Origin of the sequence: Ochrobactrum teleogrylli (assembly GCF_006376685.1) — a bacterium.
In the GTDB taxonomy this organism is placed as follows: domain Bacteria; phylum Pseudomonadota; class Alphaproteobacteria; order Rhizobiales; family Rhizobiaceae; genus Brucella; species Brucella teleogrylli.
On sequence record NZ_VEWL01000008.1, the window covers coordinates 109,067 to 131,789 of the forward strand.

Below are 22,723 nucleotides of genomic sequence, written 5' to 3' on the forward strand. Positions count from 1 at the left end.
AAGCGGTGATCGCTTCAGATATAACTTCGGGAATGTTCTATCATGATTGGCGGAAACAGTCCTACGAGTATGATTTTCGGGCGTCTCTCTCTTGAGGCGATACCCTATCACGAACCCATCCTTTTGCTGACCTTCATCGTGGTAGCAATTGGTGGGATCGCCATTGTTGGGTTGATTACCTATTTCAAGCTGTGGGGTTATCTCTGGCACGAGTGGTTCACCAGCGTGGACCACAAGAAGATCGGCATCATGTATGTCGTTCTGGCCTTGGTCATGCTTTTGCGTGGCTTTGCGGATGCGATCATGATGCGTATCCAGCAGGCTATCGCCTTTAATGGTTATGAGGGCTATCTGCCGCCCCATCACTACGATCAGATATTTACCGCCCATGGCGTTATCATGATCTTCTTCATGGCGATGCCATTCGTGACTGGCCTGATGAACTATGTGGTGCCGCTTCAGATCGGCGCGCGGGACGTGTCTTTTCCGTTTCTCAATAATTTCTCATTCTGGATGACGACCGGCGGCGCAATCATCATCATGATGTCGCTTTTTGTTGGAGAGTTTGCACGCACGGGCTGGCTGGCTTATCCACCCTTGTCCGGTATTGATTACAGTCCCGATGTCGGGGTCGATTATTATATATGGGGCTTGCAGGTTGCGGGGGTCGGCACCACCCTGTCGGGCATCAATTTGATAGCCACAATCGTCAAGATGCGCGCGCCGGGCATGTCGTTCATGAAGATGCCGATATTCACCTGGACGTCTTTGTGCACCAACATTCTCATTGTGGCAACGTTCCCCATTCTCACTGCAACGCTCGCACTGCTATCCTTGGACCGTTATGTAGGGACAAATTTCTTCACCAACGATCTTGGTGGCAATCCGATGATGTATATCAACCTCATCTGGATATGGGGGCACCCGGAAGTCTACATTCTCGTTCTGCCTGCATTCGGCATTTTCTCCGAGGTGGTGGCGACATTCTGCGGCAAGCGCCTGTTCGGTTACGCTTCAATGGTCTATGCGACCTGCGTTATCATGATCCTCTCCTATCTCGTGTGGCTGCATCACTTCTTCACCATGGGGTCGGGCGCGTCTGTCAATGCGTTCTTCGGCATAACGACGATGATCATCTCCATCCCCACGGGCGCGAAGATGTTCAACTGGCTCTTCACGATGTATCGTGGACGCATCCGCTATGAAGTGCCAATGCTATGGACGTTGGGATTCATGGTGACATTCGTGATCGGTGGCATGACTGGCGTGATGCTCGCCATTCCACCTGCGGATTTCGTGTTGCATAATTCGCTCTTTCTCATTGCGCATTTTCATAATGTGATTATTGGTGGCGTTGTCTTCGGACTCATGGCGGGACTTGTCTACTGGTGGCCGAAGGCCTTCGGATATAAACTCGATCCATTCTGGGGCACCATGAGCTTCTGGTTCTGGCAGATCGGCTTTCTCTTTGCCTTCATGCCGCTCTACGTTCTGGGCCTTAAAGGCGTTACTCGCCGCGTCAGCCAGTTTGAAGATCCATCGTTGCAGATATGGTTTGTTCTGGCTGCCTTTGGAGCGTTTCTGATTGCGCTCGGCATTGCATCCTTTCTCATTCAGCTGGTGGTCAGCTATTTGAAGCGGGGACAACTGCGCGATCTGACTGGCGATCCATGGGGCGGACGAACGCTTGAGTGGTCAACATCATCACCGCCGCCGGACTATAACTTTGCTTTCACCCCTGTCGTCCATGATCACGACAGCTGGTATGACATGAAAAATCGCGGCTACGAACGCCCGCTTACTGGCTATCGCTCCATCCATATGCCGCGCAATACGGGTGCTGGCGTTATTCTTGCCGGGTTGAGCGTCGTTCTTGCGGTTGCCTTGATCTGGTACATCTGGTGGCTGGCGATTGTGTCTTTCGTTGCTTTGCTGTTCGCCGCGATCGGGCACACATTCAATTATAAGCGTGACTTCTATATCCCCGCTGAAGCGGTGACGGCGACAGAAGATGCACGTTCGAAACTTCTCGCTGGACAGGTCGCACCATGACAGAAACACATCTGGACCAAACCGAGAAGCCGCAGTTTTATCTGACGGAAGAGCATCATCCGGAAAACAGCACCATGCTGGGCTTCTGGCTCTATCTGATGAGCGACTGCCTGATCTTTGCTGTTCTCTTTGCTACCTATGGCGTGCTTGGTCGCAACTACGCTGCCGGACCGTCGCCGGCAGACCTGTTTGACCTTAATCTGGTGGCTATCAACACCGCAATGCTGCTCCTGTCATCCATCACATATGGTTTCGCCATGTTGCAGATGCAGCGCGATGACAAGACGGCAACGCTGTTCTGGTTGGGCATTACCGGCATTTTCGGCGCATTGTTTCTTGCAATCGAAATTTATGAATTCAGCCATCTTATTCGCGAAGGCGCCGGGCCGGGCCGTTCGGCATTCCTATCCTCATTTTTCACGCTCGTTGGCACCCACGGACTGCACGTCACCTTCGGCATCATCTGGTTGGTCACGCTGATGTTGCAGGTCGTACGTCATGGCCTGATTGTCGAGAACCGCAGACGATTGATGTGCCTTTCGATGTTCTGGCATTTTCTCGACGTTATATGGATTGGCGTATTCTCCTTTGTATATTTGTTGGGAGTTCTGGGATGAGCGTACAAGGCGAGCACCACGGAGTCCAATCGGGCCATCACGACAATCATGGGTCGGGCGCGGATGAAGTCCATGCGACCTTTGGCGGATACATGACAGGCTTTGTCCTGTCGGTTATTCTCACCGCCATCCCATTCTGGCTCGTCATGGGCGATGTATTCGCCAGCAGGCAGTTGACTGCCATGGTGGTCATGGGCATTGGCGCTGTGCAGATTGTTGTTCACATGGTCTATTTCCTGCACATGAGCCCCCGCTCCGAAGGCGGGTGGACGCTGATGGCGCTGATCTTTACACTCATCATTGTCGGCATCGCACTGGCTGGATCACTTTGGGTTATGCATCACCTCAATGAGAACATGATGCCGATGAGCCCAGAAATGATGAAGAACATGCCTTAGCTGCCTCGTTCGAATGTCATGATCCAGTCGGTGACTTAAGGATTCTATGGGTTTTGTAGGAAGCTGTGGCAATTCCGGCTACATTTGTTGAATATGCCTGTATAATGAATAAACAGGCGGGAAACAAATGCTGACATTGCGACAAATCGAAGTGATCCGGGCCATCATGGTGACCGGGACGATTGCCGGCGCGGCCAAGCTCTTGAATGTCTCCGCTCCGGGCATCAGCAGACTGATGAAATATTCAGAAGATTCGCTTGGCATCCGGCTCTTCGACCGCCGTGGCGGGCGCTATGTTCCAACGTCGCAGGCCCGCAACATCTTCGATTTGTTGGATACGGTGCATCGGAAAATCGACGACCTGCAATCGGCTGTTGCAGATTTAAGCAAAGGCAAAGCGCAGGAGCTTTGCGTGGCTTCCGTGCCGAGCATCGCCAATGTCATGGTGCCGCGTGCTGTGGCAAAGGTACGGGAGCGTTACAGCGACCTCATCCTCGACCTGAACATTCTCAAAATCGAAGAAGCCGTTGATTATCTTCTGTTAGGGCGCGGTGAGATCGTTGCAATATCATCGCGCTTCGAGCATCCGCTGATCAAGTTCGAGCCGCTTGCGAAGGGCCGATTGCTTTGCATTGTGCCGGAAGCAAATCCGCTGGCTTCGAGGGAAAAGATAACGCCGGAGGAAATGTCGGAATATCCGCTGATCGGCATCAATCCGAAAGATCCATATGGAGCCATCATGGCGGCAATGTTCACCAATGCAGGCCTCGATTATCGCATGAATATCAAAGCCCGTTTTGGAACGACCGTGTGCAGTCTGGTGGCGGCAGGGCTCGGCATTGCAATCATCGACGAGTTTACCGTCGCGCATGGCGTGGTACGGGGGCTGAAGAGCATTCCAATTGACGCCGAGAGCGCCTTTCATACTTACATCGCCTACCGCAACGATCTGCCGCTTTCCGTCTACGCCGAACATTTCATTGATGTGCTGCGTCAGGAGATGAATGCTGTGAGCTCATTCAGTCGCAAAGACTGATGCGTGTGAATTAACATAATGTTATGGATTGCTGTTGATTTGGTAGGCGATATTATCTCCACCATTCGCTAAGCTGATCATGGAAGGACGCAAGAACGAGCGCGCAGACCGGGATCAGTACAGAAATGACGCATGACGATAATGCCCGACATTTGAAAAACTTGAAGCCGTTTCCTAATGGAGCATCTCGTCTTTTCCCCGTGGTGGGCGACCCCATTGAGCAGGTGCGTTCGCCAGAAATCATGACGGAACTGTTTCGGGCGCGCGGTGAAAATGCGGTTGTTGTTCCATTCCATGTTTCATCATTCGGTCTGTCTGCCGTTTTCAGCACATTAACAGAGGTCGATAACGTCGGCGGCTTGCTGGTCACGATACCGCATAAGCAGCAGGCCTTTCAGCTCTGCACAGGGCTAACGGACAATGCGGTTTGCATTGAGGCGGTCAATGTCGTTCGACGGGTCGAAAATGGTTGGTATGGCGACAATACGGATGGGATCGGCTTTCTCAACGGGATTGAGCGGGAAGGGTTCGATGTCCAGGGGAAAACTGTGCTTCTCGTCGGGTGCGGCGGGGCGGGAACGGCCATTGGGCTGGAAATGCTGAGGCGGGGTGCCGCCCGCCTCGCTATTCACGATGTTGACGGAGAGAAACGTGATTCTGTGATCCGCAAGCTTGATGCTCGTTATACGGGTAAGGTCGCTATGGGGAGCGACGACCCATCCGGGTTCGATTTGATTGCAAATGCGACACCGATGGGCATGAAATCGAACGATCCCTTACCGGTAAACGTAACAAAGTTGCGTTCAGAGCAGTTTGCTGCTTGCGTGATTACCAAACCGCACGTATCGCCATTTATTGAGGAAGCTAGAAAACGGGGCTGCCAGACGATGATTGGTGCTGGAATGTTCGATGCGCAGGCGGAGGTCCTGGCGGATTTTCTGACTGGTCACGACGGGCATCTGCACCATAGCGGTCGCGCTCCGTTGCCGACGTCCACGAAAGGGTAGGCTTATCTCTATATCTTGATCTCTATGAACTTAAGGGGAGGAACTAGAATGCATTATCGTAAGAAACTTCTGGCGCTGTCGACGGCGATATTCGCGACTATCGGAGCTGCACAGGCGGAAGACGTGGTCAAGCTCGGCATGGTGGTCGAACTGTCCGGTCCGGGTGCTCCGGCAGGCACGAACTGGCGCGATGGCATCAAGATCGCAATCGACGAAGTCAATGCTGACGGGGGCATTCTCGGCAAGAAGGTCGAACTGGGTGAATATGATACCCAGACCGATCCGCAGGTCTCGCGCGCACTGGTGCAGAAGGCCATCGACGACGGCGCTTATGCCATTCTCGGCACGATCTATTCCGGCTCAACCATGGTCAATATGCTGGTTGCCCAGCAAAACAGCATTCCGCAATTCGTCGGTTCTGAATCGCCGAGCATTGTCGAAAAGGGCAACCCTTTCGTGTTCCGCACCTCGACCGGCGCTCAGAAGGGCGTTCCAGCACTGACGTCCTACTTCACCGACACGCTGAAGGCGAAGAAGGTCGGTGTCGCGTGGCTCAACAACGAATTCGGCAAGGGTGGCCATGACGTTTTCGTTGAGGAAATGAAGAAGGCGGGGATCGAAATCATTGCCGACGTTGCCTCCGAGCAGGCGCAAACTGACTATGCCGCCGACGTTGCCAAACTGAAGCAGGCCAATCCCGAGGCGATCTTCGTCTACATGAACCAGGAAGAGTCCGCGCGTTTTCTGATCGAAGCCAAGAAGCAAGGCCTGAAAATGCCTCTGGTTGGCGAAGTGACGCTGACGGAAGCCAAGGTGGTTGAGCTTGCCGGTGGTGCGGCTGACGGTGCTATCGCGCATGTCGGCATCACCGCTGCCGCAACCGAGGTGCCGGGTATCGGCGAATTCTCCAAGAAGTTCGAAGAAGCCTACAAGCGCAAGCCGACGCATGACGCGCTCAAGGGCTATGTCGGCGTCTGGACCACCAAATATGTCACCGACATGGTGGGCAAGCTCGACGGGGAAGCATTTGCTGAAAAGATGCATGGTCTTTGCCTGAAGGCGGCAGATTATCCGAAAGTGCTTCTCGACACCTGCTGGGATGACCGCGGAGAAATGTCCCGCCCAAGCTTCATGGTTCAGGTGAAGGACGGTGTGCCGACGGTCATTGGTACTGTCCCGGCAAACTGATCAATCCTTTCAGCAGAGGCGGCGGCCTGGCTGCCGCCTCAGACGGGTAAAGTCATGTCCCAGTTTCTACAGGTTTTGTTATCCGGTCTTGCGACCGGCTCCATTTACGCACTCGTTGCGATCGGTTTCACGCTGGTCTGGCAGGCTGCCCAGACCGTGAACTTCGCGCAGGGTGAATTCGTGATGCTGCCGGCCTTCTTCGTTCTGGCGGCAATGACCATTTTCGGCGTGTCGTTCTGGCCTGCTTTGCTCATCGGGCTTGTGGTCGCCTTGATCGTGCTTGGGCTTCTGTTCAAGAAGCTGATCGTCGAACCGATCCTGCCCCATGGGGGTATCACGCTGATCATCGCGACGATGGTTTTGGGCATCTTGCTGAAAGAGAGCGTGAAAGAGTTCTATTCGGCAGAAGCGCAACCGTTCCCGTCAATGTTCCCGAACGATCCCATTGATGTTTTCGGCGCGGTCCTTTCGCTGCGAGACATGCTCAATCTGGGATTGTCGCTGGGTATTGTCGTTTTGCTGACATTGTTCCTCAACCGGACACGTACGGGGCGCTGCATGCAGGCAACCGCGCAAAATCCGGCGGTGGCTGAAATTCTCGGCGTCAATGTCAAGCGCATGATCCTCTATACGTTTCTGATCAATGCGGCTCTGGCGGCGCTTGCGTCCTATCTGATCAGCCCAGTCTATCTCGCCAAATTCTCCAATGGCGAAACGCTTGGCCTTATCGCCTTCATCGCGGCCATCGTCGGCGGTTTCAACCAGATCCGTGGCGCGCTCGTTGGCGGATTGCTGATCGGCGTTCTCGATAATCTGACGGCGGCTTATGTTACTGCGCAATATCGCGCGGCGCTGCCGCTGGTACTGTTGATCGTGATCATCCTCGTGCGGCCACAGGGCATCATGGGCACTTCCGAGGGGAGGACCGTGTGATGACCGCACATAAACGCATTATTTCTATTGCCATATTGTTGCTCTTATCACTGCTCGCACCGATTGGGCAGGGCAACTATATCATCTACGTGCTGACATCCTGGCTGATCTTCTCCATTGCCGCGATGGGGCTTAACCTGACGCTTGGTTATGCAGGTCAGATCTCACTGGCGCAGGCTTCCTTCATGGCGATTGGCGCCTATACGACGGCGCTTCTGACACTGGCCGGATGGCACTGGTTTCTGGCAATGCCGCTCGGCCTCGTCCTGTGTTTCATTGTCGGCCTTGTGCTGGGATATCCAGCCTTGCGCGTCAAAGGACACTTTCTGGCCTTTGTGACGCTTGCCTTCAACACTCTGGTCTTTCTGGTGTTGCGCAACGAAGAATGGTTGACCGGCGGGAATTACGGTCTTGTCGGCATGCCGCGTCCTGATCTTGGTCTTTTCGCAACGACCAAGCAGATGCCATTCTACTATTTTACGCTTGGCGTGACGATCATAGCCGCGTTGATCATGTGGGGCATTGTGCGTTCCCCTTGGGGACGCGCCTTTAAAGCTCTGCGCGAGAACCCGATCCGCGCTGAAAGTCTGGGGGTAGACACGCGCCGCATCACGCTTCTGGCGTTTGCCATCGGCTCGGTCTATGGCGGGCTTGCCGGATCGCTGATCACACCGCTGGTTCAGTTTATCGAGCCGGGTTCCTTTGGTCTCGTCCATTCACTGCGCATTTTGCTGATGGTCGTTGTGGGTGGTGCAGGCTTCTTCTTCGGCCCCTTCATCGGAGCCGCAGTCGTTATTCTGCTGCCGGAAGTGCTTCGCTTCACGGAAGGCTACTATCTGATCATTTATTCCGTACTGGTGATTGTCATGCTGGTCTTCGTGCCTTCGGGTTTGATCGGAGTGTGGGGCAAGTTCCGCGAAAAATTCTGGCCGAAGCACCAAGTGCGCGGTGACATGAGCGAAGGAGCACGGCTGAAATGAGCAGTCCTGTACTTTCCGTACGCAATATCGAGAAGCGTTTCGGCGGCATTCACGCCGTTCGCGATGTGTCCTTCGACGTCAATCAGGGTGAGATACTCGGGCTGATCGGGCCGAACGGTTCCGGCAAGTCGACTCTGTTCAACTGCATTCTTGGCCAGCTTCAGCCCAATGGCGGTGAAGTGCAGGTCAACGGCAAGAACGTTTCCGGCATGCGGGCATCCGACCTCAGCAAGCTTGGCGTCGGACGCACTTTCCAGCAGCTTTCCGTCTTCCCGAAGATGTCCGTGCTTGAGAACATCATTCTGGCAGGTCAGGAACACAAGGGAACCATGGTTTCCCGGCTGTTTGGACCGGGCGATGCCGGACTGACCGAAGAAGCGGAACAGATGATTTCGTTCTTCCGTCTCAACCATCTGCGTGATGAATTGGCAGGGTCGCTTTCTTATGGCCAGCAAAAGCTGGTCGATGCGGCGATGGCGTTCATGGCAGGCCCCAGTCTTGTTCTGCTCGATGAACCGGCCGGCGGCGTCAATCTGACGATGCTTGCCAATCTCAAAGATCGTTTGGTCGCCTATAATGCCGAACATGGAACGACTTTCGTGGTCATCGAACACAATATGGAGTTCGTCATGAGCCTTTGCACGCGGATTATTGTGCTGGCGGAAGGCCGCATCATTGCTGAAGGCAAACCCGAAGAAATCCGGTCAAACCAGATGGTTATCGACGCTTATCTGGGAGGATGACATATGCTTGAACTCAAAGACCTTCACGGCGGCTATGGCAAGATCACCATTTTGAACGGCGTGTCTTTCTCCATTCCAAAGGGCACCATCACGACCGTGATTGGGCCTAATGGAGCCGGTAAATCGACCGTATTCAAGGCGATCTTTGGCCTCCTGAACATCCATTCGGGGCAAATCCTGCTGGACGGAAAAGACGTCGCCCGCAATACGCCGCGCCAGATGATCGCCAACGGCGTGACCTATGTGCCGCAAGGGCGCAATGTCGTGCCGCAGCTTTCCGTCTACCACAATCTTGAACTTGGGGGCATCACATCGCCCGATCCTGCCAAGGTCCGCGCCCGTATCGAACAGGTCATGGACCAGTTTCCTATGCTGCGACAGTTCCGCGACCGCAAGGCAATCGAGCTGTCAGGCGGCCAACAGAAGCAGTTGGAGGTCGCCCGCGCTCTTTTGCTTGATCCGAAGCTCATTTTGATCGATGAGCCGTCCATCGGTCTGTCACCCAATCTCGTTCAAGAGGTGTTTCAAACACTCATTCGCCTGCGTGATCAGGGCGTCACCATTTTGATGGTCGAGCAGAACGCCAAGGCAGCACTTGCCATGTCGGATTACGGTCTGGTTCTCGAGCTCGGGCAAACGCGGATGCACGACGAAGCCGCAAAGCTTCTTGCTGATCCGCGCGTGGGGCAGCTGTTCCTTGGCGGACATGTCGAGCTTGATAATCCAAAAGCGCCGATAGCAGCACCAACCCTTTAAACGCGGATATACAGTAAACCGGACCAGGAGAGCCTCTCATGAAAACTTCGATAGCAACGGTTTCGATCAGTGGTGATCTGCCACAGAAACTCGAAGCCATTGCCAAAGCTGGCTTCGACGGTGTCGAGATTTTCGAGAACGACTTTCTCACCTTTGACGAAAGTCCGCGTCAGGTGGGGCGTATGGCACGCGATCTGGGACTGGAAATCACTCTGTTCCAGCCGTTCCGCGATTTTGAAGGCATGCCTGAACCATTGCGCAGCCGTACGTTCGACCGGGCCGAGCGCAAGTTCGATCTGATGCAGGAACTTGGTACAGACCTCGTACTGGTGTGCTCGAATGTATCGCCGGTGGCCATAGGCGGGATTGATCGCGCTGCCGATGATTTCCGCGAGCTTGGCGAACGTGCCGCCCGCCGCGATTTGCGCGTGGGTTACGAGGCGCTCGCCTGGGGTCGCCACATTAATGATCATCGCGATGCCTGGGAGATTGTGCGTCGCGCAGATCATCCCAATGTTGGCCTGATCCTTGATAGTTTCCACACGCTGGCGCGCAAGATCGACGTGAATTCGATCCGTTCCATTCCAAAGGAAAAACTCTTCATCGTTCAGATGGCCGACGCGCCGCTGATCGATATGGATCTGCTCTACTGGAGCCGTCATTATCGCAACATGCCGGGCGAGGGCGATCTGCCGGTTCTGGATTTCATGCGCGCAGTAGCCGCCACCGGTTATGACGGCTATTTTTCGCTGGAGATTTTCAACGATCAGTTCCGTGGTGGGTTGCCCGCGTCTATCGCCGCCGATGGCCGTCGCTCGCTGATCTATCTCGGCGATCAGGTCCGTCGTGTGGAGCCGGAAAGCCGGCTTACGGTGACCGAAATGCCCGCGAGAGCCAAAGTGGATCGGGTTGGGTTCATCGAATTTACCGCGCATGCCGAAAGCGCCGATAAACTCGCATCGGTGCTCGGCGCTCTTGGTTTTCAGCTGGCGGGCAAGCATCGCTCCAAGGATGTCGTGCTCTATCGTCAGGGCGACATCAATCTGGTCGTCAACACTGATATACGCGGCTTCGCAAGCTCGGCCTATGCTGTTCACGGCACAACGGCCTATGCCATGGGCCTCGTTGTCGATGATGCTGCGGCGGCGCAGGCACGCGCGATTGCCTTGGGCGCAGAGCCATTCGAACAGCCGCTCGATCCGGGCGAAATTGGCATGCCAGCAATACGTGGCGTTGGGGGCGGTCTTATTTATTTCCTTGATGAAAAGACCGATCTTGCTCGTATCTTCGACATTGAGTTCGAACCTGTCGCGGAGACCAGCAACTTCCAGGGCGTGGGCCTCACCCATATCGACCATGTGGCGCAGACGATGAAGTTCGACGAACTTCTGACCTGGCTCCTGTTCTACACGTCGCTTACGGAATCGCGAAAATCGCCTATGGTCGACATTGTCGATCCGGCTGGTGTCGTGCGCAGTCAGGTCGTGGAAAATGACAGCGGATCACTGCGCATCACGCTCAATGGCGCTGAAAACCGGCGTACACTGGCTGGCCGCTTCATTGCAGAAACCTTTGGTTCCGGCATTCAGCATCTGGCCTTCGCGACCGACGATATCTTTGCAACCGCTGCCGCGTTGAAAGCCAATGGTTTTCACACGCTGGAAATTTCGCCCAACTACTATGACGATCTTGAGGCACGACTTGGCCTCGATCCGGATTTTACGGACCAGTTGAAAGCAGCCAATGTTCTTTATGATCGCGATGAAACCGGCGAATATTTTCAATTGTACAGTCCGACAGACGATCAGGGCTTCTTCTTCGAGGTCGTGCAACGGCGCGGCTACAAGGGTTATGGGGCCGTGAACGCCATCTTCCGTATCGCGGCTCTGAGGCGCTACATCAGGCCCGAGGGCATGCCAAAAATGGTGCTTTAAGGCAAATCCCGACACGACCACGATCCGCTGCCTAATATTTCAGTTTCGCGCCGCAGACCTTTAAGTCTTTGCGGCGCGTTTTATCATTATGGAAAACTATTTTAACCCACCTCCCTGACGCCAATCAAACCTTCCTTGATAAATTCTATATAAATTATAGGTTTTTCGCGAATGCGAGAGACCATGAATATAGATACAGTAGAAATATCAGCGGACGTGCTTGTGATCGGAGGGGGACCAGCCGGGTGCTGGGCCGCCTGGAATGCAGCTGCCAGGGGCGCGAGCGTCGTTCTTGTCGAAAAGGGTTATGTCGGCACCAGCGGCGCCACGGCGGCAGGCAATACCACCACGATATACACCCATCGCGGCACCGCCGAACGGAGCGCGACCGTTGCCCAAAGGGTGCGGCTCGGGCAGGGCCTCGCGGAACAGGAACGTATTGAGCGCGTGCTTGACCGGACTGTCGAGAACCTCGATCTGCTCGCCCAATGGGGCTACAATTTTCCAACTTACGAGGATGGCAGGCCCTATCGCGGAATGCTGCGCGGTCCGGACTATTTGCGGTTCATGCGACAGAAGCTGATCAAGGCGCACGTGCGGGTTATCGATCATTGCCCGATAGAAGAATTGCTTGTGTCCGACGGTGCGGTTGCAGGTGCAATAGCGCGATATCGGCGGTCGGGTGAGTTGCTGCACATCCGCGCTGGCGCGGTGGTCATTGCGACAGGCGGCTGCGCGTTTCGCAGCGGCGCGCTTGGCACGAACAACCTCACCGGCGATGGTTATCTCATGGCCGCAGAAGCTGGTGCTGTTCTTTCAGGCATGGAGTTTTCCGCCCAGTTCGGTATTTCGCCAGCCTATTCAAGCGTTACGAAAGGCGTGGTGTATTTCTGGGGCACTTTCAGCGACGAGCAGGGCAATGAACTTTCCTCGGCAGGAGACCGCCAGAGCATTGTCGCGCGAGAACTGATCAAAGGGCCGGTCTACGCCGTTCTGGATAAAGCGCCACCGCGTTTGCAAGAAGGATTTCGTCGCGGCCAGCCGAATATCTTTGTGCCGTTTGATCGCATGGGGATCAATCCCTTCACTGAGCGCTTTCCAATTACTCTTCGCCACGAAGGGACGGTTCGCGGCACCGGTGGTCTCAAGATCGACGGTCGCGCAACGACAACGATCCCCGGCTTGTTTGCTGCCGGAGACGCGGCAACCCGGCAGGGAATGTCGGGCGCGTCCAGCGGTGGCGGCGGCCCAAACTCCAGCTGGGCGATGGCGACAGGTTCCTGGGCTGGTGAGGATGCCGCGACGTTCGTTCAATCGTTGGGCGCGAACTGGCGCGATAGGAAAGTGCGTTCCGCCAATGGTCAATTGGGAGAACGGGCAGATCATGCGACCCGCGATGTCGATGCAGTTTTGAACGACGTTAAGCAGCAGGTTCTTCCGCTGGATGGTGGATTCTTCCGAAACCATGATCGGTTGTCGGTAGTGTCCGAAAAACTGGCCTCGCTTTGGCGTGACGAAAGTTGGCGATTGCACCGCACGACAAAGGTGCGAGAGGTCGAAGCGCTTATCGCGACTGCCCGATGGGCGACCCAAAGTGCGCTGTTACGCAAGGAAAGCCGTGGCTTGCAGCGCCGCACAGATTTTCCGGAGACGAACCCGAATATGGCAAAGCCAATTGACTCCGGGGGCATTGAAAACATCTGGGCTTCGTTTGAGACGGATAATCGACTGAGGGCAGCGTCATGATAGAGATCGTCAGTGAAGATCGCTGCATCAAATGCGACCTGTGTGTCGACGCCTGCCCGGACAATGTGTTCGATGCGGTTCCCGACAGCGCGCCCATCATCGTGCGCCAGTCGGACTGCCAGACCTGCTTCCTGTGCGAGCTTTTCTGCCCAACCGACGCGCTCTACGTATCACCGCTTTCCGAGGCGATTGAAGGCGCGACCGAGAGCGAGCTGATTGCGCGTGGCGTGATGGGCAGTTTCCGTCGAGAGATGGGATGGAAAAATGCCAAGCCGCGCGGAACGGCTGGCGACTGGAGTTACCGGATCTTCGAGACCGGAAAAATCATACCCTGACTGGAGAAATTTATGAGACGATTTTTATCGACCTTCCTGCTGGCGGTCGGCGTTATAACCACCACGGCTGCTCCTACGCTGGCCGAGGATGCACCCGCAAATATTCGTTTCGGTGATGTGGGCTTCGGCTTTGGTACGCCGTTCGGCGTCGGCCTTCAGGCAATAGCGGACGCCAAAAGCTTCATCGCGGATGAATTCAAGGGAACTCCCACCAAAGTCGAGTTTACCTATTTCACGGGGACAGGCCCGGCCATCAACGAAGCACTGTCCAACGGTCAACTTGACTTTGCATCCTATGGCGCGGTTCCCAATATCATCGGCAAGGCGAACGGTCTCGATACTGTCATTCTGGCATCCTATGGCGGAACCACGATTTTTGGCGCGTCGAGACCCGATCTCGACATCAAGTCCATCGCCGACCTGAAGGGTAAGAAAGTCGCAATCCAGAAAGCAACCATCATTCACTGGGCGCTGATTACAGCCCTCAATAATGCAGGTCTGTCCGAAAAAGATATCACCATCGTCGATTTGAAGAATGCCGATCAGCTCGCCGCTATTGCAGCAAAGAGCGTCGATGCCGTGTTCGGCGCTGATTTCCTGCTTCCGCTTGAAGATAAGGGCTTGGCCAAGATTTTCTACAAGTCATCCGCTGCTGGCGCGACTGGTGATGGCTTTGGTGCTTTCCTCGTCACCGACAAGTTCCGCAAAGCTTACCCGGAAGCAACGCAAAAAGTCGTGACGGGCTTTGTCAAAGCCGCGCAATGGCTGTCGGACGAGAAAAACCGGGAAGAGGCCTTCAAAATCTGGTCGCGGGCAGGGTCGCCAGTTGAGGTTATCCGCAAGTCGAATGAAGGCGGCCAGCTCGGCAAGAAGTACAATCCCCGGCTCGACGGTTTCTTCGCGGCTCGTTATCGCAGCGGCATCGAATTCAACAAACAGCAGAAGCTGATCCGCCGTGACATCGATCTCGATGCCTGGGTTGACCGCAGCTACGTGGATAATGCCGTGAAGACACTGAACCTTCAGTCGTTGTGGCCGGATCGGTCCGCGACAGGCGGCCTTCTGAACTGATCGGAGAAGCTTATGGCGACGTTCGAAGCTGGTGCCGGCTTTCGCGTTTCCCGGAGAATTAAAGGCGAGCGGTCAGCGCGATTGCAAACGCGCGTCGCAAGCTACGTGCTGGCTCTGTCCGGCCCGGTGTGCTTGCTCGTTCTCTGGTGGGCCGCGTCGGCGAATAGCTGGGTTTCGCCGCAGGTGCTTCCACGTCCGGATTGGGTCTTTAACACCTTTCTGGATCTTCTGGCCGACGGCGACATATTTTCTGCCGCCATCGTAAGCTTCAAACGCATTGCAGAGGGCTTTCTGATTGGTTCGTCCCTCGGCTTCGCCTTCGGCTTTCTCATTGGCAAATCCGAAACCGCGAATGCGTATCTCGGGCCGAGTTTCAGGGCGCTTGCCGCTGTGCCATCTCTTGGCTGGCTGCCCATCCTGATCCTGCTATTCGGCATCGAAGAAAGCGTGAAGATCATCATCCTTTCGAAAGCCTGTTTTGTGCCGATGGCTATCAGCACCGCAGAGGGAGCCAGAAACGTCCCCAAAGGGTTCAACGAGGTTGCCGACATTCTTGGCCTGCGCACGCGGACCCGGTTTTTCAAGCTGACGATCCCGGCAATGGCACCCTATATTGCAAGTGGTGTCCGGGTTTCGCTCAGTCAGGCATTCGTTTCCCTGATCGTCGTCGAAATGCTCGCGGGTACCGATGGTCTTGGGTACATGATGGTCTGGGGGCGTACACTTTTCCAGCTCGACATTGTTATCGTCGGCATGGTGGTGGTGGGCGTTGTGGGCTTTCTGCTCGACCTTCTTCTGAAGCGTGCCGAGGCACTGATGCGCAGGGAGAGCGGCGCAAATGGCTGAGCGTTCGTCGCTACTCCCACCATTTCCTCGCGGTGCGGTGGTGCCAATCGCTGCATTGATCGTTTGGTGGGTTGCGTTATCCGCTGGCCTGATCTCTGGCCCCATGGCTATTCATCCCCTGCAGGTTCTGGAAGCACCGTTTCTCGATCCTTCCGGGCGAGAATTATGGGCGGCACTTGCAGCAAGCATCGTCCGTGTAGCTGTCGGTGGCAGCATCGGCGGCATTGCAGGGCTCGTACTCGGATTTGTGGTTGGGAGCTATCGTTGGGCCGGATTGGCGCTCGCACCATCCATCCATGCGGTGCGTCAAGTCGCACTATTTGCCTGGATTCCGCTGCTGACCGCGTGGTTCGGAAACGGTGAAGGCACAAAATTGGTGTTCACAGCACTCTCTACCTTCTTCCCACTTTTTCTAGCGACAGAGCAGGGCGTGCGACAGGTTCCATCCTCGCTAATCGAAGTTGCAAAAACGCTGCACTTGAAACGCCGGACCAGCATCTGTCGTCTCTATCTGCCATCGGCGCTTCCGAGCATCTATGTCGGTTTGCAAATTGCTGCTCTATCGGCATGGATCGGAACGATAGGCGCAGAATATGCAATCGGAAATGGTCGCGGCCTCGGCAGCTATATTGCAAGCGCGCGTGATCAATTTCGCATGGATATCGTGATCGTTGGCGTATTCACCTTGGCTGCGGGCGGTGTTTTGTTGTCATGGCTTGTTCGCCGCGCCACATCGATCATTTCCCCCTGGAGTTGAGACCCAATGAACGCTCTTTCAATCGAACATGTCAGTAAATCCTTCGTTCTCGACGGTGCTCCACGCCCGGTGCTGAAGGATATCAATTTTGAGGTCGGACACAACGAAATCCTCTCCATCGTCGGTGCATCCGGCTGCGGAAAATCCACACTGCTGCGATTGATTATAGGATTGGACGGCGACTATCGAGGTTCGATTACACGTGGCGACGCTCAGTCAACGGCAAAGGTCGGCATGGTTTTTCAGGATCACCGTTTGTATCCATGGCTCACCGTTGAGCGCAATGTTGAACTCGCTTACGACAAGTCTGATCTTTCGCCCGCATCCAAGCGCGAAAGAGTACAGCATTACCTCGCGCTCGTTGGTCTCAGCGACTATGCGAAGGCCTATCCGAAGCAGCTTTCAGGCGGGATGGCTCAACGTGCGGCGATAGCCAGAGCGCTGGCACAGGAACCCGATATTTTGCTGATGGATGAACCGTTCGCAGCGTTGGATTCGATCTTGCGGATGCGCCTTCAAGACGAACTGTTATCGATCTGGGAGAAGAACAAGGTCTCGATCATTATTGTCACACATGATGTGGAGGAGGCGCTTTATCTTGCTGATCGCGTTTTAATTATGGAGCCTAATCCCGGTCGGGTGCGTGATGTCTTCGACGTAGGATTACCCCGTCCGCGGGACCGCAGCGCGTCCATATTGGCTGATCTGAAAAAGCGCTGCCTTGCAATGCTGGTGTAATGAAGGGGAAAAACAATCAGCCGTCCGACGCTGATTTCATTTCGGGCAAGAGCAACCGCTCTGAACACCACTCCCAAACAGCGTCGGCAGCTTTCCTTGGTGATGTAGACCGTTTGCGGACAAGATAATAATCGGGTTCTATCCTGATGGTAGGTTCGGCCACTTGCACCAGCCGCCCGGCGGCAATGTCGGACGCAACGAAAGCCCTGCACGCCAGGGCGACACCCTGACCAGCCAATGCAGCATCCAAAGCGAGCGCCGTCTGGTTGAACATTGCGCCCAGCAGTTTTGCTTTCGACCCCAAGAGCTCGTGCCAATGATTATGCGCATCGTGCAAAAGTGGCATCTCCCGAAGCTGTTCGCTTGTCAGGGGCAAAACCCGCTTACCCACAAGATACGGGCTCGCGACGGCGACCAGTTCCTGACGAAACAGCAGTTTTGCTTCCAGCGTGGAAGGGAAGGGCGGACGGGTAAGGCGCACTGCTATGTCCACATTGTCCCTGTCGAAATCGGAAATAGCTTCTGTCGCAACAGTGCGCAGCTCTATGCCGGAAAGGTCGGCTTGAAGTTTTGCAAGTCTCGGGATTAGCAGCTTGGCGGCAACGGTTGGCGTGACGCTGATCGTGACGGCCTCCGGTCGATCCAGCAGCCGACCTGTTGCTTCTCCAAGCGTGTCGAAAGCCCGGGTCACCTCTGCAAGATAGTTCGCCCCCTGTGAAGTCAGAGCAAGTCCACGCGGCAGACGATGAAACAGCGTTAAACCGAGATGATCTTCCAGCGCCCGAACCTGTTGCGCGACCGCGCCTTGCGTAACAAACAACTCATCAGCAGCGGCGCGGAAATTCAGTCTGCGGCCTGACGCTTCGAAGGCGCGCAAGGCATTCAGCGGGGGTAATTTACGGCGTGATTGGTCCATGAGAAATCCTGTAGATTTTCTACAGCATAGCGTGTTTCTTTCTGGCGCGAAAGTTCATGCGAAATTTGGCATAGTGTGTTCAACATTTTGATGAAGGAGACTTTCATGTCTGGAGAAAAAGTAGCAATCATTACGGCTGGCGGTTCGGGCATGGGTGCTGCCGCCGCGAGAAAACTGGCGCAGGATGGCTACCGCGTCGCTATTCTGTCTTCGTCCGGCAAGGGTGAAGCACTGGCAAAGGAACTGGGCGGCATTGGCGTCACAGGATCGAACCTTGTCAACGACGACATAAAGCGGCTCGTTGATCTCACGACGGACAAATGGGGGCGAGTGGACGCGTTGGTCAATTCGGCCGGACATGGCCCCCGTGCACCCATTCTCGAACTTTCAGACGAAGATTGGCACAAGGGCATGGAAGTCTATTTCCTGAGCGCCGTGCGGCCAATTCGTCTGGTCACACCGATCATGGAAGCGCAAGGTGGCGGCGCCATTGTCAACATTTCGACGGCATGGGCTTCCGAACCCTCGGCGATGTTCCCGACCTCCGCGACATTCCGGGCGGGTTTGGCCAGCTTTACCAAAATTTTCGCCGACGATTATGCAGCGAAGAACATTCGTATCAACAATGTTTTGCCGGGCTGGATCGATAGTCTTCCATCAACCGATGAACGACGAGACAGTGTGCCAATGAACCGCTACGGCACGGCGGCGGAAATCGCTGCGACCATCGCGTTTCTGGTGTCGGACGGCGCGGGGTATATCACAGGGCAGAACCTGCGCGTCGACGGCGGGATCACCCGTTCGGTTTGATCCGCTTTCAGCAGAATGTGAGGTCATGCTGAAGCGCGACTTTTACAGTTTGAGTTTATGTAGAACGATGTCTGTTTGCGATGAGTTTTTGTCGGAAGACTTCTGCTGGCGTTTTGTACCCCAAACATTTGCGCGGCGTATTGTTGAGGCGATGACTGATGAATACGAGATCTCGGTCACTCAACGTTAGTGGATCAAGGTCTCTGGGGAGCCATCGTCTTGTTCGCCTGTTGGTGTTTTCGACCGTTCCCTTTTGCCAGGGCGACTGCGGATCACAGAACCACGTTTGTGATCCGATCCCGGCCTGCAGGTAAGCCCATTCCGTGAACTCAGTGCCGCGATCAAAGGTGATCGAGCGACGCGCCATTTGGGGCAGGGGTTGGAGTACCCTAATCACACCGTCCATCACCGGCCTTGATTGACGATCATTGTTGCGCAACAGGACGGTAAAGCGGCTCACCCGTTCGACCAGAGACGTTACATTGGCCTTGCCGAACGTCTTGCGAAACTGGATCAAATCACACTCCCAGTGGCCAAACTGCTTACGTCTGGCGATCATGTCCGGGCGGTGCAAGATGCTCAGTTCCGGCGGGAAGCGGCGTCCATGGTGGCGCCGGGCATGACGTGGACGCCGCCTGGCACGCTGTTCAGGCAGATATTTCCAAAGCCCTTCTTTTCGACCGTCGTCGGAATAAACAAACTGATAGATCGTTTCATGACTGACAGAGATGGGGTGGCGCTCCAGTTGCATTCTCCCGGCAATTTGCTGCGGCGACCATCCATCGCTGATGTGCTTGATCACGGATTGACGCAAATGATCAAACCGGATGAGCTTGCGTCGTTTCGAGCGACGTTCACGTGCTTTCTGATCGGCAACCGTGCAGTAATACCCAGTCAGGTCCGTGATCTAATCGTCGACAAATCGATTGCGTTTCAACTCGCGGAAAACGGTTGAGCGATGTCGTCCAAGTTTCTCGGCAATAATATCAACGGAGAGGTTTGCAGCGCGCCAGCGGGCGATCTTGCGGCGTTCATCCAGATCAATATGCGCGTAGGTGCGTTCCATGACGGGTTCCTTGCTTAGGATAACTCATTGTTATCGTTTGCAAGTCGCACTTCAAGCTAGAACCCACCCTGTTATAATAGATCAATCGCGTAATCTATCTTATGGAACCTTCACCTGCAGCGGCCGAGGTTTCACGCCGTGTCTATCGCAACCACTTCAATCCGATTGCGTCCATTATTCTTTGCGATATACAGCGCCTTGTCAGCATGTATCATCACGTCATCGAACTTCATCGATTTGTTCTGGACGACAAGTCCGATCGACACCGTGACTGATATTGACGCGTTGCCTATAGAAAACACGTTTCCCGCAACGGCGTTACGGACTAGTTCGGCGGCCATTTCTGCATCACGGCTGCTTTTTTCGCCAAAAATGATTACGAACTCCTCACCGCCTGTACGAGCAATAAAATCATCAGCCTGCAAAATGGCTTTTAGTCTTTGTGCAAGCGTTTGCAAAACGACGTCGCCTGAAAAATGACCATAGCTATCATTGATGGATTTGAACTGATCGATATCGAGGATTGCAACTGCCCGGTGACTGGATGTTTCTTCGGTGGACCCTATGATCGACGTACCATACGCAATCAGCGAACGCCGGTTTGGCAGGTCTGTTAAATAATCGCGTGATGCAGCATTCTGCCAACGGCGTTTGACCTGATCGGAGCACATGAGCAAAAATGTTGTGGTTCCAATAACCGGCAATACAGATAGAAACACTGGCGTCACGCTGTTCATCCAGTGGGTGTTGTCCGCAATCGTGAAATTCGGTTGTGTATCTAGCGAAACGTAAAGGATTGCGCGCAGTATCGTAGTAAGCGCCGCCATTATGTAAATTACAGCCATCGCAAACCGACTACGGGATTGATACTCCTTTGAGTGTTCGGGACTGATCAGGATAGCTGTCGAGGCCAACATGATGATAGCCCAAAGAATCGAAACGATGATCACCCGCACTTTGATGTCTGGAACGAAGACAACGTAATAAAGAAACGGGAGCATACCCAAGACCGGCACCAACAGAACGTGCGAGTAAAGGGGCAAACCGTGAAACTGTCTGATGGCCAGATGATACATGCTCAGCGCTATCATCAAAACCACATTTGCCGTAATGATCGCCAGGTTCGACGGCAAGTAAACTTCGGCAGCGAATATCCCACACCCAAGCGCGACGAGCAGAGTAGCCCATTGCCAGATACGAGCAGCAGGTCTTAACGTGGTCGGAAAATCGGAGAGGATTGCGCTCAGAACGCCGCCATTCGCAAGAATGATCAGCATCACTGTGATATAGACTGACTTTGCATCCATGTCTCGCCTTTTCCGATGCTGAAGAAGTCGAAAAACTCCCCAGTCGCCGGATTGTTTATACTAAATCGACATATTTTTCCAAATCAAATAAGACACGATAATTACTGCTTAGGCAGGAATACAGGTTTAGGCGCCGGGAAAGATATTCAAACAATCAATCGGATAAATTATTAACCTCTACCTCATAAGCATTTTTCGCATTTTCTGGTTTTCGGCGTTGAGCTTTTCAGCCAGCTGTCGTTTTAGTGCAGCATTCTCGGCCTCAAGTGCTTGCAGTTCATCCAGAATATCAAGTTTCGCGCGCGGAGATGGTTTTGCCTTTACCGGCTTGTCAGCAATTGCCTTCAAGTGACGGCGAGGAATTCGCTTTTTCTTTTCAGGCGTTGCCGAGACGGGAGTGGCGATAGCCGGAAGCGTTTCGGTTTCTTGCGGTGACGCGATTGCTTCCAAGATTACTGGCTCAACAACGGCTTTCCCCTGTGGGGTGGGTTCTTGGATGGTCTCAGCAGGCTTGCTGCCAGCTTGCGGGATAGCGGGCTTTGACGGCTCGGCTGCGAGCGGTGCCTTGACATCCTCATCCACTTCACGGGCAATCGATTTCAGATCAAGGTTGCCCCAAAGAGAGTTGCCGCTCTTGCGCGCACGCCGGTTCTTATATTCAACCACAACATTGCGGATTGGATTCTTCATCCGAAAATAGCTTTCTCGATCAAATTCCATGGAAGTGTACGACAGGTACTGCGCTCTACCTATAGATTTCGGGCCCCGTTTTCAACAATCAATCCGCCTTCACAATAGATCGCTCGCCGCATGTCTTTGGATGGCATCTCTTCACAAATTGTCAAAGTAATGGCACTTATGGTTGCATTAAGCATTGTCCCATATATTCGGCGCCCGGAAAGCTTACCCGAGTATCAATTCAGGAGAAACTGAACATGGCTGATGAAACCATTGTAGAAGCAAACCAGACCGCTGCCGCAGAGCCTGCAAGCAGCAAGCCGAAAACCCGTGCACCGCGCAAGAAGGCCGAGCCTAAGGCAGCCGCTGCAAAGCCTGCGGCCAAGGCTCCCAAAGCTGCCAAGAGCGCAGCCAAGGCCGCTGCAATTGCCGCAGCACCAGCTGGTCGCAAGGTGAAGAAATATTCGCCAGCTGAACGCGCTTCTATTCTTGCCTCTGTTGAAAAGGCTACCAAGGGTGGCAAGGTCACGTTGAAAGCTGCATTGCAGCAGGCTGAAGTCAGCGAACAGACCTATTACAACTGGAAGAATGCTGCTGGAAAGACCGCAGCACCGGCTGCTGCCAAGGCATCGTCGAGCGACGATCTCAAGGCGCTTGTTGCACTGGAAGCTGAAAACTTGAAGCTGCGCAAGGAACTGGCTGCAAAGCTTCGCTCCGAAAACACCGAACTGCGCAAGCGTCTCGGCAAGGCATAACAAACAACTCCCTTGGGGCAGCCCCTGCCCCAACCCGACCATGACACAAAACAT

Annotated in this window: 22 protein-coding genes and 1 pseudogene; 19 read left to right on the forward strand and 4 right to left on the reverse strand. The window is 54.5% G+C overall.

Annotation, left to right across the window (positions count from 1 at the left end; translation table 11 throughout):
- Positions 1 to 42 precede the first annotated feature (42 nt).
- The 17 genes from cyoB to FIC94_RS14055 all read left to right on the forward strand — a co-directional run bounded on the left by cyoB (position 43) and on the right by FIC94_RS14055 (position 17,137).
- Positions 43 to 2,052: a cytochrome o ubiquinol oxidase subunit I gene (gene cyoB, locus FIC94_RS13975; RefSeq protein WP_140025276.1), complete on the forward strand. Its 2,010-nt coding sequence runs from the start codon at positions 43 to 45 to the stop codon at positions 2,050 to 2,052.
- Positions 2,049 to 2,669 carry a cytochrome o ubiquinol oxidase subunit III gene (gene cyoC / locus FIC94_RS13980; protein WP_109366000.1) on the forward strand — a complete coding sequence of 207 codons (621 nt, stop codon included), beginning with the start codon at positions 2,049 to 2,051 and terminating at the stop codon, positions 2,667 to 2,669. The genes cyoB and cyoC overlap by 4 nt, the downstream gene beginning before the upstream one ends.
- The gene (gene cyoD / locus FIC94_RS13985) at positions 2,666 to 3,067 is read left to right on the forward strand and encodes a cytochrome o ubiquinol oxidase subunit IV (RefSeq protein ID WP_140025277.1); all 402 of its coding nucleotides are present in this window, start codon (positions 2,666 to 2,668) and stop codon (positions 3,065 to 3,067) included. The genes cyoC and cyoD overlap by 4 nt, the downstream gene beginning before the upstream one ends.
- Positions 3,068 to 3,194: 127 nt before the next feature.
- Positions 3,195 to 4,103 carry a LysR family transcriptional regulator gene (locus FIC94_RS13990; protein WP_140025278.1) on the forward strand — a complete coding sequence of 303 codons (909 nt, stop codon included), beginning with the start codon at positions 3,195 to 3,197 and terminating at the stop codon, positions 4,101 to 4,103.
- A 125-nt stretch (positions 4,104 to 4,228) separates the two neighbouring features.
- Entirely contained in the window at positions 4,229 to 5,110 is an 882-nt protein-coding gene (locus FIC94_RS13995) for a shikimate dehydrogenase family protein (protein WP_140025279.1), read from the forward strand.
- A gap of 48 nt (positions 5,111 to 5,158) precedes the next feature.
- Positions 5,159 to 6,298, forward strand: coding sequence for an ABC transporter substrate-binding protein (locus FIC94_RS14000; protein ID WP_140025280.1), 1,140 nt, complete (start codon positions 5,159 to 5,161; stop codon positions 6,296 to 6,298).
- A gap of 54 nt (positions 6,299 to 6,352) precedes the next feature.
- Positions 6,353 to 7,231: a branched-chain amino acid ABC transporter permease gene (locus tag FIC94_RS14005; protein WP_140025281.1), complete on the forward strand. Its 879-nt coding sequence runs from the start codon at positions 6,353 to 6,355 to the stop codon at positions 7,229 to 7,231.
- Positions 7,231 to 8,211: a branched-chain amino acid ABC transporter permease gene (locus tag FIC94_RS14010; RefSeq protein ID WP_140025282.1), complete on the forward strand. Its 981-nt coding sequence runs from the start codon at positions 7,231 to 7,233 to the stop codon at positions 8,209 to 8,211. The genes FIC94_RS14005 and FIC94_RS14010 overlap by 1 nt, the downstream gene beginning before the upstream one ends.
- Positions 8,208 to 8,954 (forward strand): ABC transporter ATP-binding protein, encoded by a 747-nt coding sequence (locus FIC94_RS14015; protein WP_140025283.1) that lies wholly within the window; start codon positions 8,208 to 8,210, stop codon positions 8,952 to 8,954. Before FIC94_RS14010 ends, FIC94_RS14015 begins: the two co-directional genes overlap by 4 nt.
- Positions 8,955 to 8,957: 3 nt before the next feature.
- The gene (locus FIC94_RS14020; protein ID WP_140025284.1) at positions 8,958 to 9,710 is read left to right on the forward strand and encodes an ABC transporter ATP-binding protein; all 753 of its coding nucleotides are present in this window, start codon (positions 8,958 to 8,960) and stop codon (positions 9,708 to 9,710) included.
- A gap of 38 nt (positions 9,711 to 9,748) precedes the next feature.
- On the forward strand, positions 9,749 to 11,644 hold the full coding sequence (locus tag FIC94_RS14025; RefSeq protein WP_140025285.1) for a bifunctional sugar phosphate isomerase/epimerase/4-hydroxyphenylpyruvate dioxygenase family protein: 1,896 nt from the start codon (positions 9,749 to 9,751) through the stop codon (positions 11,642 to 11,644).
- Positions 11,645 to 11,827: 183 nt separating this feature from the next.
- Complete coding sequence (locus FIC94_RS14030; RefSeq protein WP_140025286.1) at positions 11,828 to 13,390, forward strand: FAD-dependent oxidoreductase; 1,563 nt, start codon at positions 11,828 to 11,830, stop codon at positions 13,388 to 13,390.
- Entirely contained in the window at positions 13,387 to 13,725 is a 339-nt protein-coding gene (locus FIC94_RS14035) for a 4Fe-4S dicluster domain-containing protein (protein WP_109365989.1), read from the forward strand. Before FIC94_RS14030 ends, FIC94_RS14035 begins: the two co-directional genes overlap by 4 nt.
- A 12-nt stretch (positions 13,726 to 13,737) precedes the next feature.
- Positions 13,738 to 14,796: an ABC transporter substrate-binding protein gene (locus FIC94_RS14040; RefSeq protein WP_140025287.1), complete on the forward strand. Its 1,059-nt coding sequence runs from the start codon at positions 13,738 to 13,740 to the stop codon at positions 14,794 to 14,796.
- 12 nt (positions 14,797 to 14,808) lie between these two features.
- Positions 14,809 to 15,642 carry an ABC transporter permease gene (locus tag FIC94_RS14045; RefSeq protein WP_140025288.1) on the forward strand — a complete coding sequence of 278 codons (834 nt, stop codon included), beginning with the start codon at positions 14,809 to 14,811 and terminating at the stop codon, positions 15,640 to 15,642.
- A complete protein-coding gene (locus FIC94_RS14050) occupies positions 15,635 to 16,399 on the forward strand; it encodes an ABC transporter permease (protein WP_140025289.1) in 765 nt (254 codons plus the stop codon). Before FIC94_RS14045 ends, FIC94_RS14050 begins: the two co-directional genes overlap by 8 nt.
- Positions 16,400 to 16,405: 6 nt before the next feature.
- The gene (locus tag FIC94_RS14055) at positions 16,406 to 17,137 is read left to right on the forward strand and encodes an ABC transporter ATP-binding protein (RefSeq protein WP_140025290.1); all 732 of its coding nucleotides are present in this window, start codon (positions 16,406 to 16,408) and stop codon (positions 17,135 to 17,137) included.
- 16 nt (positions 17,138 to 17,153) lie between these two features.
- Here FIC94_RS14055 and FIC94_RS14060 read toward each other — a convergent pair whose 3' ends face one another.
- A complete protein-coding gene (locus FIC94_RS14060) occupies positions 17,154 to 18,053 on the reverse strand; it encodes a LysR substrate-binding domain-containing protein (RefSeq protein WP_140025291.1) in 900 nt (299 codons plus the stop codon).
- 105 nt (positions 18,054 to 18,158) lie between these two features.
- Between FIC94_RS14060 and FIC94_RS14065 the strand changes: the two genes are divergently transcribed.
- Positions 18,159 to 18,863: an SDR family oxidoreductase gene (locus FIC94_RS14065; protein WP_140025292.1), complete on the forward strand. Its 705-nt coding sequence runs from the start codon at positions 18,159 to 18,161 to the stop codon at positions 18,861 to 18,863.
- A gap of 55 nt (positions 18,864 to 18,918) precedes the next feature.
- On the opposite strand, the pseudogene FIC94_RS14070 reads toward FIC94_RS14065, so the two are convergent.
- The 3 genes and pseudogenes from FIC94_RS14070 to FIC94_RS14080 form a co-directional block, all read right to left on the reverse strand.
- Positions 18,919 to 19,929, reverse strand: a pseudogene (locus FIC94_RS14070) (IS30 family transposase).
- Positions 19,930 to 20,060: 131 nt separating this feature from the next.
- On the reverse strand, positions 20,061 to 21,236 hold the full coding sequence (locus tag FIC94_RS14075) for a GGDEF domain-containing protein (RefSeq protein WP_140025293.1): 1,176 nt from the start codon (positions 21,234 to 21,236) through the stop codon (positions 20,061 to 20,063).
- A gap of 177 nt (positions 21,237 to 21,413) precedes the next feature.
- Positions 21,414 to 21,956 carry a dihydrolipoyllysine-residue succinyltransferase component of 2-oxoglutarate dehydrogenase complex gene (locus FIC94_RS14080; RefSeq protein WP_140025294.1) on the reverse strand — a complete coding sequence of 181 codons (543 nt, stop codon included), beginning with the start codon at positions 21,954 to 21,956 and terminating at the stop codon, positions 21,414 to 21,416.
- Between the two features lie 215 nt (positions 21,957 to 22,171).
- Between FIC94_RS14080 and FIC94_RS14085 the strand changes: the two genes are divergently transcribed.
- Positions 22,172 to 22,669 carry a transposase gene (locus tag FIC94_RS14085; protein WP_140025295.1) on the forward strand — a complete coding sequence of 166 codons (498 nt, stop codon included), beginning with the start codon at positions 22,172 to 22,174 and terminating at the stop codon, positions 22,667 to 22,669.
- Positions 22,670 to 22,723: the final 54 nt, after the last annotated feature.